Origin of the sequence: Pseudomonas sp. R15(2017) (assembly GCF_002112685.1) — a bacterium.
Lineage (GTDB): Bacteria > Pseudomonadota > Gammaproteobacteria > Pseudomonadales > Pseudomonadaceae > Aquipseudomonas > Aquipseudomonas glycinae.
Map to the genome: position 1 here is coordinate 92,903 of NZ_NEII01000001.1, position 12,204 is coordinate 105,106.

A 12,204-nucleotide genomic window follows, 5' to 3' on the forward strand; every position below is an offset into this window, starting at 1 on the left:
TGCCTTCACTCCCGATGGTCGTGGGTCTGGGTGATACGGCCCTGTTCCACGTGGAACAGAGCGACTGGCGTTTCCGTCTGCCAGCCTTCCCTCAATAATTCGTGATCTACACAGGTGATAAAAACCTGGCAGCGTAAGTCTTCCAGCAAACGGCACAGCGCGCGGCGGTGGCTCTCGTCCAGTTCGGACGGCAAATCATCCACCAGATAAATACACTGGCCGCGTCGGGCCTGGCTCACCAGATGCCCCTGGGCAATCCGCAATGCACAGACCACCAACTTCTGCTGCCCCCGGGACAAGATGTCCGCGGCGTTGTGTGCGCCCAATCTAAGACGCAAGTCAGCCCGTTGTGGCCCGGCTTGGGTATGACCCATCTGCTGGTCCCGTTGCACGGATCCGGCAAGTACGGCGCTCAATTCCCGGTCTTTGTCCCAGCCTCGGTAATAGCTGAGCGTCAAACCTTCGAGCTCAACCAGTTCGCTCAAGGTTTGTTCAAAGACCGGTTTCAAGGCTTTGATATAAGCGCGGCGGTATTCATCGATTTCAGCGCTGGCCTGGCACAGTTCCCTGTCCCAAACCGCTTGCGAAACGGCGTCAAGTGTACCATGCCGCAGCCAGGAGTTTCTCTGGCGCAAGGCCTTCTGCAAACGCTGCCAGGTGGCCATGAACCGCGGCTCGACGTGGAACACGCCCCAGTCGAGAAACTGCCGGCGAATCTTCGGCGCGCCTTCCAGCAGGCGAAAGCTGTCGGGGTTGATCAACTGCAGCGGCAGGATCTCCGCCAGTTGCGCAGCGCTGCGAGCGTTCTGACCGTCGATGCGGATCTGGAACTCGCCCTGACGGTCACGAGATATCCCCAATGCGCTGTGGCCACCCTCGGCGAGCTCGACCTGGCCGAATACGGTGCAGGCCAGCTGCTCGTACTGGATGACCGGCAACAGCCGCGTGCTACGAAACGAACGCGCAAGCCCCAGCAGGTGAATGGCTTCCAGAACACTGGTTTTGCCGCTGCCGTTGGCGCCGTAAAGAATGTTGATTCGGGGGGAGGGGGAGAAGGTCACCGGGTGCAGATTGCGCACCGCGGTGACCGAGACGCGACTTAAAGACATCCAGAGTCAGCTGATTACAGACGCATCGGCATAACAACGTAAGCCGAATCGTCGTTGTCGGACTCTTGCACCAGCGCACTGCTGTTGGAGTCGGACAGGATCAGGCGAACCTGCTCGGTGGTCATCACACCCAGCACGTCGAGCAGATAGCTGACGTTGAAGCCGATTTCCAGGGAGCCGCCGTTGTATTCCACGCCTACTTCTTCTTCCGCTTCTTCCTGCTCCGGGTTGTTGGCCTGGATCTTCAACTGACCGCTGGCCAGTTGCAGACGGATACCGCGGTATTTTTCGTTGGACAGAATAGCGGTACGGCTGAACGCTTCACGCAGCGCCTGACGATCACCCAGTACCAGCTTGTCGCCGCCCTTCGGCAGAACGCGCTCGTAGTCCGGGAACTTGCCGTCGACCAGTTTCGAGGTGAAGGTGAATTCGCCGGTGGTCGCGCGGATGTGGTGCTGGCCCAGGACGATGCTGACGTTGCCGTCCGGCTCGGTGAGCAGACGTGCCAGTTCGAGAATACCTTTGCGCGGCACGATCACCTGGTGGCGATCCTGCTGACCGATGTCGGCCTGCATCGAGCACATGGCCAGACGGTGACCGTCAGTGGCCACGGCGCGGATCACACCGGTCGAGACTTCCAGCAACATGCCGTTGAGGTAATAACGCACGTCCTGCTGGGCCATGGCGAAACTGGTGCGTTCGATCAGGCGACGCAGCTTGCTCTGTTCCAGGCTGGTGGTCAGCGAACCCGGGCCTTCTTCCACAGTCGGGAAGTCGTTGGCCGGCAGGGTCGACAGGGTGAAACGGCTACGGCCGGCTTTCACCACCAGCTTCTGCTCGTCGACCTTGATGTCGATCAGCGCATCGTTCGGCAGGCTCTTGCAGATGTCCATCAGCTTGCGCGCAGGCACAGTGATGGAACCTGTCTCAGCCGGCTCCTCGAGTTGCACGCGACCGACCAGCTCGACTTCCAGGTCGGTACCGGTCAGCGACAGTTGCTGGCCATCGACAACCAGCAGCACGTTGGACAGTACCGGCAAGGTCTGTCGGCGCTCGACGACGCCTGCGACCAGTTGCAGGGGTTTCAACAGGGCTTCGCGTTGAATGGTGAAATGCATGGTCTAGTCCCTTGCCTTAATAAGCTGCGCTGGTGTTCATCAAGTGGTCAGTGTACGCAGCAGGTTCTTGTAGTCCTCGCGGATGTCCGCGTCGGATTCCTTAAGTTCGTTGATCTTGCGGCAGGCGTGCAACACGGTCGTGTGGTCGCGGCCGCCAAACACATCGCCGATTTCCGGCAGGCTGTGGTTGGTCAGTTCCTTGGACAATGCCATGGCCACCTGACGCGGACGAGCGACCGAACGCGAACGGCGCTTGGACAGCAAGTCGGAAATCTTGATCTTGTAGTACTCGGCGACGGTGCGCTGAATGTTATCCACAGAGACCAGTTTGTCCTGCAGCGCCAAGAGGTCTTTCAGGGATTCGCGGATCAACTCGATGGTGATGTCGCGGCCCATGAAGTGCGAGTGGGCGATCACGCGTTTCAGCGCGCCTTCCAGCTCACGGACGTTGGAGCGAATACGTTGGGCAATGAAGAATGCTGCATCGTGTGGCAACTCGACTTTGGCCTGGTCGGCCTTCTTCATCAAGATCGCTACGCGGGTTTCCAGCTCAGGCGGCTCGACGGCAACTGTCAGGCCCCAGCCGAAGCGGGATTTGAGGCGCTCTTCTAGGCCTTCGATTTCTTTCGGGTAGCGGTCACTGGTGAGAATGACCTGCTGGCCACCTTCAAGCAGGGCGTTGAAGGTGTGGAAAAACTCTTCCTGGGAACGTTCCTTGCGGGCGAAGAACTGAATGTCGTCGATCAGCAGGGCGTCCACCGAACGGTAGAAACGCTTGAACTCGTTGATCGCGTTCAGCTGCAGTGCCTTGACCATGTCAGCCACGAAACGCTCGGAATGCAGGTACACAACCTTGGCATTCGGGTTCTTCTTTAATAGGTGGTTACCCACCGCGTGCATCAAGTGAGTCTTACCAAGACCTACGCCCCCATAAAGGAAGAGCGGGTTGTAGCCGTGCTTCGGGTTGTCCGCCACCTGCCAGGCCGCCGCACGGGCGAGCTGGTTGGATTTACCTTCGACGAAGTTTTCAAAGGTGAAGGTGCGATTCAGGTAGCTGGTGTGCTTGAGCGCGCCTTCGACCTGCACGGTGCGCTGTTCGGCACGAACCGGCGCCTGTTGCGAAGCGGCACCAGCCATCGGATCGAAGCTGTCACGGGACGGCTCTTCACTGATTTCTTCGGTTTTCTGCGTTGAACGCTTGGTCGGCGCAGGCGTATGGGCTGGCGCTGGCGCTGGCGCACTGGCCGGCACTGCGTTGGCCTGAGCCTGGGACACTTGCGCCGCGGCCAAGGGCGCATTCGGCGCGGCACGCGGGGCCGAACTGCGTTTGCTGCCTATTAATAAGGAAAGCGACGGTGCCAGACCGTTGCCATGCTCATCCAGCAGTTCAAGGACGCGCCCCAGGTACTTTTCGTTGACCCAGTCCAGAACAAAACGGTTCGGTGCGTAGACGCGCAACTCGTCGCCTTCGGCTTCGACCTGTAGTGGACGGATCCAGGTGTTGAATTGTTGGGCAGGCAGCTCTTCGCGCAAAAGCTCCACGCACTGCTGCCAAAGTTCCACTGACACGGATATCCCCTAAGTTGAAAGCCGGTGAGGCAAAAACAAGCGGCCATTGTAGCGGCCAGTCGTCCACTTATCCACATGCAGGTTGCCCGGTCGACATGATTTATCAATGCGTTAAACGAGAAAAAGGCGACCGACGGTGTGTGCATAAGCTCTGTGGATAACCCTATCTGAGCACACTGGACAACCGGGGGCGAAAGTCGGTGGATAACCAGCCTGTGGATAACCGCCCATTCCACGCACAGGTTATCCGACAGTGCGGCACAGGCTGAACACGGTTTTCCACTGTAGTTGTCATTCTCTGTACATCGCTTGATACAAGGCCTTGAGCCAGTTATCCACAGAGAAGGGCCTGCCTAGCTTTTACAAGCTTTACAGAAAAGCTTTAAATAATTCCCTTCTTTATTTTTATCTTTGGCAAACGGGTAATCCGTTCCGGACGCTCCGAAGATCTATTTATAAGGAAACGTTGGTTGGAAATTGACCTATGGACTTGCTTTCTCTAGAATCCCCGGTCTCTTAAAACGGGGGCCATTCCGGCCCGTTGTGGACGAACCAGGTAACACGACATGAAACGTACTTTCCAACCAAGCACTATCAAACGCGCTCGTACCCACGGTTTCCGTGCTCGCATGGCTACCAAGAACGGTCGTGCCGTACTGTCGCGTCGTCGCGCCAAAGGCCGCGCACGTCTGGCAGTTTGATAATCCGGCACTGGAGGTGAGTCAGGACTTCAGTCGGGAAAAGCGTCTGCTTACTCCCCGGCATTTCAAGGCAGTCTTTGACTCCCCTACCGGCAAGGTTCCGGGGAAAAATCTCCTGCTCCTTGCGCGCAACAACGATCTCGATCACCCCCGTCTCGGGCTGGTTATCGGGAAAAAGAGCGTCAAGCTCTCCGTCGAGCGCAATCGCCTCAAACGTCTGATGCGCGAATCGTTTCGCCTGCACCAGGATTCACTGGTCGGCTGGGACATTGTTATCGTCGCGCGCAAAGGTTTGGGTGACGTAGAAAACCCCGAATTGATTCAGCATTTCGGCAAACTCTGGAAGCGTCTGGCACGCAACAAGCCGGTACCAGCAGTCAAAACCGAAACTGTAGGGGTAGACAGTCCAGATGCGTAAACTGGCACTCGTTCCGATCCAGTTTTATCGCTATGCCATTAGTCCCCTGATGGCCAGTCACTGTCGTTTCTACCCCAGTTGTTCTTGCTACGCGTATGAAGCCATCGAAAATCATGGCCTTCTGCGCGGTGGCTGGCTGACCTTTCGTCGTTTAGGTCGCTGTCATCCGTGGAATCCCGGTGGTTATGACCCGGTTCCACCTATCCCTACCTCCCGTTCTTCTTCGATGGCCGAGTAATCATGGATATCAAACGCACGATCCTGATCGTCGCCCTGGCAATCGTGTCCTACGTCATGGTCCTTAAATGGAACCAGGACTACGGCCAGGCTGCCCTGCCGACTCAGAATGTTGCTTCCAGTACGACTACATCCGGTTTGCCGGACACCGCCACTGGCAATAATGCTGCTGCCAGTGACGATATTCCGCGCGCCGCAAGCGATACCAGCGCACCTGCCGAAACGCCGGTCGCCGCCAGCAAGGATCTGATCCAGGTCAAAACCGACGTGCTCGATCTGTCGATCGATCCACAAGGTGGTGATGTTGCTCAGTTGACCTTGCCGCTGTATCCACGTCGTCAGGATCGTCCGGACGTTCCGTTCCAACTGTTCGACAACGGTGGCGAACGTACCTATCTGGCACAGAGCGGTCTGATTGGCACCAACGGTCCGGATGCAAACCCGGCCGGTCGCCCGATCTACTCTTCGGAAAAGAAGACTTATCAACTGGCTGACGGTCAGGACCAACTGGTCGTCGACCTGAAATTCAGCAAGGACGGCGTCAATTACATCAAGCGTTTCACTCTGAAACGTGGCCTGTATGACGTGACCGTGACCTATCTGATCGACAACCAGAGCGCTCAGCCTTGGTCCGGTTCGATGTTCGCCCAGCTGAAACGCGACGCCAGCGCCGATCCTTCTTCCACGACTGCTACCGGTACCGCGACCTACCTGGGCGCCGCCCTGTGGACAAGTTCCGAGCCATACAAGAAAGTGTCCATGAAGGACATGGACAAGGCTCAGCTCAAGGAAACCGTCACCGGTGGCTGGGTAGCCTGGCTGCAACACTACTTCGTGACTGCATGGGTTGCTCCGAAGGGCGAAAACAACATCGTCCAGACCCGTAAGGACAGCAAAGGCAACTACATCATCGGTTACACCGGTCCTTCGCTGACCGCTGCACCGGGTGCGAAAGTCGAAACCAGCGCTGTTCTGTACGCCGGTCCGAAAAGCCAGGCGGTGCTGAAAGAGTTGTCCCCTGGTCTGGAATTGACCGTCGACTACGGCATTCTGTGGTTCATTGCCCAGCCAATCTTCTGGCTGCTGCAACATATCCACAGCATCGTCGGCAACTGGGGCTGGTCGATCATCTTCCTGACCATGCTGATCAAAGGGATCTTCTTCCCTCTGTCGGCCGCCAGCTACAAGTCGATGGCCCGCATGCGCGCCGTGGCTCCGAAACTGGCTGCACTGAAAGAGCAACATGGCGATGACCGGCAGAAAATGTCGCAAGCCATGATGGAGCTGTACAAGAAAGAGAAGATCAATCCGCTGGGCGGCTGCTTGCCGATCCTTGTGCAGATGCCGGTTTTCCTTTCCCTGTACTGGGTTCTGCTGGAAAGCGTGGAAATGCGCCAGGCGCCGTTCATGCTGTGGATTACCGACCTGTCGATCAAGGATCCGTTCTTCATCCTGCCGATCATAATGGGCGCGACCATGTTCATCCAGCAGCGTCTGAACCCGACTCCTCCGGATCCGATGCAGGCCAAGGTGATGAAAATGATGCCAATCATCTTCACCTTCTTCTTCCTGTGGTTCCCGGCGGGTCTGGTGCTGTACTGGGTTGTGAACAACTGCCTGTCGATTGCCCAACAGTGGTACATCACGCGTAAGATCGAAGCGGCGACGAAAAAAGCCGAGGCGTAACTTACTCTGTGGATAACACCACTCAAAACGCCCCCTAGTGGGGCGTTTTGCTATCTGCCATTTTTGTCTGGATACCGGTTTATGAGCGCACCTCGTGAAACCATCGCAGCCGTCGCCACCGCCCAGGGCCGTGGCGGCGTGGGCATCGTTCGAATTTCCGGGCCGCTGGCCAGCGTCGCGGCCAGAGCCATCAGCGGCCGCGAACTGAAACCACGGTTTGCCCACTACGGCCCGTTCTTCAGTGACGATCAACAGGTGCTGGATGAAGGTCTGGCGCTGTATTTCCCGGGGCCGAACTCGTTCACCGGTGAAGATGTGCTGGAACTGCAAGGCCACGGCGGCCCGATCGTTCTCGACATGTTGCTCAAGCGTTGCCTGGAACTGGGCTGCCGTCTGGCCCGTCCCGGTGAGTTCAGCGAAAGAGCATTCCTCAATGACAAACTCGACCTGGCTCAGGCCGAGGCCATCGCCGACCTGATCGAAGCCAGTTCTGCACAGGCTGCACGCAACGCATTGCGTTCCTTACAGGGAGCGTTTTCCCAGCGTGTGCATCACCTCACCGAACAACTGATCGGCTTGAGGATTTATGTCGAGGCAGCCATCGACTTCCCTGAAGAGGAAATCGACTTCCTCGCCGATGGCCACGTGCTGAGCATGCTCGACAAGGTTCGCGACGAGTTATCCACTGTATTGCGCGAAGCCGGACAGGGTGCATTGCTGCGTGACGGCATGACCGTGGTGATTGCCGGTCGTCCGAATGCCGGCAAATCCAGCCTGCTCAACGCGCTGGCCGGTCGCGAAGCCGCGATCGTCACCGAAATCGCCGGCACCACCCGGGATATCCTGCGCGAACATATCCACATCGACGGCATGCCGCTGCACGTTGTGGACACCGCCGGTCTGCGTGATACCGATGACCATGTGGAAAAAATCGGCGTTGAACGAGCATTGAAAGCCATTGGCGAGGCTGATCGAGTGCTGCTGGTCGTCGATGCCACAGCACCTGAAGCTGCCGACCCGTTCGCCCTGTGGCCTGAATTCCTCGAAACCCGACCGGATCCGGCGAAGGTCACGTTGATCCGTAACAAAGCTGATCTCACCGGCGAACCCATTGCCCTGGAAGTCAGTGACGATGGCCATGTGACGATCAGCCTGAGCGCCAAATCCGCCGGTGAGGGGCTGGACTTGCTGCGCGATCACCTCAAGGCCTGCATGGGCTACGAACAAACGTCGGAAAGCAGTTTCAGCGCACGCCGCCGGCACCTGGAAGCCCTGCGTCATGCCAGTGATGCCCTGGAACATGGGCGTGCCCAGCTGACGTTGGCGGGTGCTGGTGAACTGCTGGCCGAAGACCTGCGTCAGGCCCAGCAGTCCCTTGGGGAAATCACCGGAGCGTTCAGCTCCGATGATCTGTTGGGACGGATCTTTTCCAGCTTCTGCATCGGTAAATAAGCCTTCCGTTTTCCACAGACAGGTCCGTTCGCGACCTGTCTGTTCTCCCTCCCTCGTATTTCCTTCCTCCAGTGCCGGACAGATATCTATTCCTGAGCGGATTTTCCGTGTCCGCGATTCCTTCATTCATCCGATTTCTGTGGATTAAGCCCTGTGAATAACTGCCGCTAAGGGCAGTTGATAACAGGGCCTGAAAACTGAACATAACTGCCGCTGTGGATAACCACCTCATTCATCCACAGGCTTACACCGGTTATCCAAGGGCCTCATGGCGACATGGTCACAGGGTTTTAAATCTCTGTACACATTGAAAATAGAGGCCTGTAGAAATCTATCCACAGAAACGAAGGGCAGTAAGAATAAGCTTTAAAACAAAGGTTTTATAAATTTCTCTCTTTTTTATTCTTTTAACCGCGAGTTCTCCACAGCTGGTTAAATTTTGTGCAAAGGGTTCTTTAGGAAGGGCGAAGTCCCTATACTTGCCGACCAGGTCCAGAAACCTGATCTCAAACTATTCCTGAATGACCTACTTAAGCAGGCACGAGGTGCGTGGTGGATTTCCCTTCCCGTTTTGAAGTGATCGTCATCGGCGGCGGTCATGCCGGTACCGAGGCAGCACTGGCCTCAGCACGCATGGGTGCAAAAACCCTTCTGCTGACGCATAACGTGGAGACCCTCGGTGCCATGAGTTGCAACCCGGCAATCGGTGGCATTGGCAAAAGCCATCTGGTCAAGGAAATCGACGCCCTCGGCGGCGCGATGGCCATGGCCACCGATTTGGGCGGTATCCAGTTTCGCGTACTGAACAGCCGCAAAGGCCCGGCCGTACGTGCAACCCGTGCGCAAGCCGACCGTATTCTTTACAAGGCCGCTGTCCGCGAAATTCTGGAAAATCAGCCGAACCTGTGGATATTTCAACAAGCCGCTGACGACCTGATCGTCGAGCAGGAACAAGTGCGCGGTGTTGTCACCCAAATGGGTCTGCGTTTCTTCGCCGATTCTGTGGTGTTGACCACCGGTACGTTCCTGGGCGGACTTATCCACATCGGTTTGCAGAATTTTTCCGGTGGTCGCGCCGGTGATCCACCGTCGATCGCCCTCGCGCATCGTCTGCGTGAACTGCCGCTACGTGTCGGTCGCCTGAAAACCGGTACGCCACCGCGTATCGACGGCAAGTCTGTGGATTTCTCGGTGATGACCGAGCAGCCAGGCGATACGCCGATCCCGGTGATGTCGTTCATGGGCAACAAGGAACAGCATCCACGGCAAGTCAGTTGCTGGATCACCCACACCAACGCGCGCACCCACGAAATCATTGCCGCGAACCTCGACCGTTCGCCGATGTATTCCGCTGCAGGTGAAATCGAAGGCATTGGTCCGCGTTATTGCCCGTCGATCGAAGACAAGATCCACCGCTTTGCCGACAAGGAAAGCCATCAGGTGTTCATCGAGCCGGAAGGCCTGACCACCCATGAGTTGTATCCGAACGGCATATCCACAAGCCTGCCGTTCGACGTGCAGTTGCAGATCGTGCAATCGATCCGCGGCATGGAAAACGCGCACATCGTGCGTCCGGGGTATGCGATCGAGTACGACTATTTCGATCCGCGTGATCTGAAGTACAGCCTGGAAACCAAAGTCATCGGCGGTCTGTTCTTCGCTGGCCAGATCAACGGCACCACCGGTTACGAAGAAGCCGGTGCGCAAGGTTTGCTGGCCGGTGCCAACGCCGCATTGCGTGCGAAAGGCAAAGAAGCCTGGTGCCCGCGTCGCGATGAGGCGTACATCGGGGTATTGGTCGACGACCTGATCACCCTCGGTACCCAAGAGCCGTACCGCATGTTCACTTCCCGTGCCGAGTACCGCCTGATCCTGCGTGAGGACAACGCCGACCTGCGTCTGACCGAAAAAGGTCGCGAACTGGGTCTGGTCGATGACGCGCGCTGGGCAGCGTTCTGCAAGAAACGCGAAAGTATCGAACTCGAAGAGCAGCGCCTGAAAAGCACCTGGGTTCGCCCGGGCACTCCGCAGGGCGATGCGATTGCCGAGAAATTCGGTACGCCGCTGACTCACGAATACAACTTGCTCAATCTCTTGAGCCGTCCGGAAATCGACTACGCTGGTCTGGTCGAAGTGACCGGGCAGGGCGCCGAAGATCCACAGGTCGCCGAGCAGGTCGAGATCAAGACCAAATACGCCGGTTACATCGATCGCCAACAGGACGAAATCGCCCGCCTGCGTGCAAGCGAAGACACAAAACTGCCTGTGGATATCGATTACACCAACATTTCCGGTCTCTCCAAGGAGATCCAGAGCAAGCTGGGTGCCACGCGTCCCGAGACGCTTGGCCAGGCTTCGCGGATCCCGGGCGTGACTCCGGCAGCGATTTCGCTGTTGATGATTCACTTGAAAAAACGCGGCGCGGGCCGTCAGTTGGAGCAAAGCGCTTGAGTTCTAAGGTCACTTCGCAACACGCCGAAGAGTTATCCACAGGAGCCCGCGCGCTCGGTGTCAATCTCACTGAAGCCCAGCACGATTTGTTGCTGGGTTATCTGGCCCTGTTGATCAAATGGAACCAGGCCTACAACCTGACTGCCGTTCGCGATCCGGACGAAATGGTGTCCCGTCACTTGCTCGATAGCCTCAGCGTGATGTCGTTCATCGAAAACGGCCGCTGGCTGGATGTCGGCAGCGGCGGCGGCATGCCGGGGATCCCTCTGGCGATCCTGTATCCGGACTCGCAAGTGACCTGCCTGGACAGCAACGGCAAGAAAACCCGCTTCCTGACCCAGGTCAAACTCGAACTCAAACTGGATAACCTGCAAGTTATCCACAGCCGCGTCGAAGCCTTCCAGCCTGCACAGCCGTTCAACGGGATCATTTCCCGGGCATTCAGCAGCATGGAGAACTTCACCAACTGGACTCGCCACCTCGGCGACGCCGATACGCGCTGGCTGGCAATGAAGGGCGTTCATCCGGCCGATGAGCTGGTAGCATTGCCGGCAGACTTCAAACTCGATAGCGAACACGCCCTGGCCGTACCCGGTTGCCAAGGCCAACGCCATCTGCTGATACTGCGCCGCACGGCATGATTGGGAACACAAGCAAGAATGGCTAAGGTATTCGCGATAGCGAACCAGAAGGGTGGTGTGGGCAAGACCACCACCTGCATCAACCTCGCAGCATCCCTGGTCGCGACCAAGCGCCGGGTGCTGTTGATCGATCTCGATCCACAGGGCAACGCCACCATGGGTAGCGGTGTGGATAAACATGGCCTGGAAAACTCGGTCTACGACCTGCTGATCGGCGAATGCGATCTGGCCCAGGCCATGCACTATTCGGAACATGGCGGTTATCAGCTGCTGCCGGCCAACCGTGACCTGACGGCGGCTGAAGTGGTTCTGCTGGAAATGCAGATGAAAGAAAGCCGTCTGCGCAGCGCGCTGGCGCCGGTCCGTGAAAACTACGATTACATCCTGATCGACTGCCCGCCGTCGCTGTCGATGCTCACGCTGAACGCACTGGTCGCCGCTGACGGGGTGATTATCCCCATGCAGTGCGAGTACTTTGCGCTCGAAGGTCTGAGCGACCTTGTGGATAACATCAAACGCATCGCCGAACTGCTGAACCCGAACCTGAAAGTCGAAGGACTGCTGCGGACCATGTACGACCCGCGCCTGAGCCTGATGAACGACGTTTCGGCACAGCTCAAGGAACACTTTGGCGATCAGCTGTACGACACGGTGATCCCGCGCAACATCCGCCTCGCTGAAGCCCCGAGCTATGGCATGCCGGCGCTGGCTTACGACAAGCAATCGCGTGGTGCGCTGGCCTACCTGGCCCTGGCGGGCGAGATGGTTCGCCGTCAGCGCAAAAATTCACGCATCGCCGCTGCCCAGCCAACTTAAGGAATC

The 12,204-nt window shown here is 57.6% G+C and carries 11 protein-coding genes; 8 read left to right on the forward strand and 3 right to left on the reverse strand.

All coding sequences use genetic code 11. From position 1 onward, the window contains the following. Positions 1–5: 5 nt before the first annotated feature. The 3 genes from recF to dnaA are packed head-to-tail and all read right to left on the reverse strand — an operon-like array spanning position 6 to position 3,796. The gene (gene recF, locus CAF77_RS00440) at positions 6–1,109 is read right to left on the reverse strand and encodes a DNA replication/repair protein RecF (protein WP_003220208.1); all 1,104 of its coding nucleotides are present in this window, start codon (positions 1,107–1,109) and stop codon (positions 6–8) included. A gap of 14 nt (positions 1,110–1,123) precedes the next feature. Beyond that, positions 1,124–2,227, reverse strand: coding sequence for a DNA polymerase III subunit beta (dnaN, locus tag CAF77_RS00445; RefSeq protein WP_011331733.1), 1,104 nt, complete (start codon positions 2,225–2,227; stop codon positions 1,124–1,126). A gap of 39 nt (positions 2,228–2,266) precedes the next feature. Further along, positions 2,267–3,796, reverse strand: a complete 1,530-nt coding sequence (dnaA, locus tag CAF77_RS00450) for a chromosomal replication initiator protein DnaA (protein WP_085653906.1) — start codon at positions 3,794–3,796, stop codon at positions 2,267–2,269. A 566-nt stretch (positions 3,797–4,362) separates the two neighbouring features. Between dnaA and rpmH the strand changes: the two genes are divergently transcribed. The 8 genes from rpmH to CAF77_RS00495 all read left to right on the forward strand — a co-directional run bounded on the left by rpmH (position 4,363) and on the right by CAF77_RS00495 (position 12,198). Further along, positions 4,363–4,497, forward strand: coding sequence for a 50S ribosomal protein L34 (gene rpmH / locus CAF77_RS00455; RefSeq protein WP_003213577.1), 135 nt, complete (start codon positions 4,363–4,365; stop codon positions 4,495–4,497). A 16-nt stretch (positions 4,498–4,513) separates the two neighbouring features. Then, positions 4,514–4,915 carry a ribonuclease P protein component gene (gene rnpA, locus CAF77_RS00460; RefSeq protein WP_011336726.1) on the forward strand — a complete coding sequence of 134 codons (402 nt, stop codon included), beginning with the start codon at positions 4,514–4,516 and terminating at the stop codon, positions 4,913–4,915. Further along, entirely contained in the window at positions 4,908–5,153 is a 246-nt protein-coding gene (gene yidD, locus CAF77_RS00465; protein WP_010465488.1) for a membrane protein insertion efficiency factor YidD, read from the forward strand. The genes rnpA and yidD overlap by 8 nt, the downstream gene beginning before the upstream one ends. Positions 5,154–5,155: 2 nt before the next feature. Further along, complete coding sequence (yidC, locus tag CAF77_RS00470) at positions 5,156–6,838, forward strand: membrane protein insertase YidC (RefSeq protein ID WP_064379646.1); 1,683 nt, start codon at positions 5,156–5,158, stop codon at positions 6,836–6,838. An 81-nt stretch (positions 6,839–6,919) separates the two neighbouring features. After that, positions 6,920–8,290 (forward strand): tRNA uridine-5-carboxymethylaminomethyl(34) synthesis GTPase MnmE, encoded by a 1,371-nt coding sequence (gene mnmE / locus CAF77_RS00475; protein WP_064379648.1) that lies wholly within the window; start codon positions 6,920–6,922, stop codon positions 8,288–8,290. 552 nt (positions 8,291–8,842) lie between these two features. Further along, positions 8,843–10,741, forward strand: coding sequence for a tRNA uridine-5-carboxymethylaminomethyl(34) synthesis enzyme MnmG (mnmG, locus tag CAF77_RS00485; protein ID WP_007954140.1), 1,899 nt, complete (start codon positions 8,843–8,845; stop codon positions 10,739–10,741). Continuing rightward, a complete protein-coding gene (gene rsmG, locus CAF77_RS00490) occupies positions 10,738–11,382 on the forward strand; it encodes a 16S rRNA (guanine(527)-N(7))-methyltransferase RsmG (protein WP_064379650.1) in 645 nt (214 codons plus the stop codon). The genes mnmG and rsmG overlap by 4 nt, the downstream gene beginning before the upstream one ends. 18 nt (positions 11,383–11,400) lie before the next feature. Next, positions 11,401–12,198: a ParA family protein gene (locus CAF77_RS00495; RefSeq protein WP_064379652.1), complete on the forward strand. Its 798-nt coding sequence runs from the start codon at positions 11,401–11,403 to the stop codon at positions 12,196–12,198. Positions 12,199–12,204: the final 6 nt, after the last annotated feature.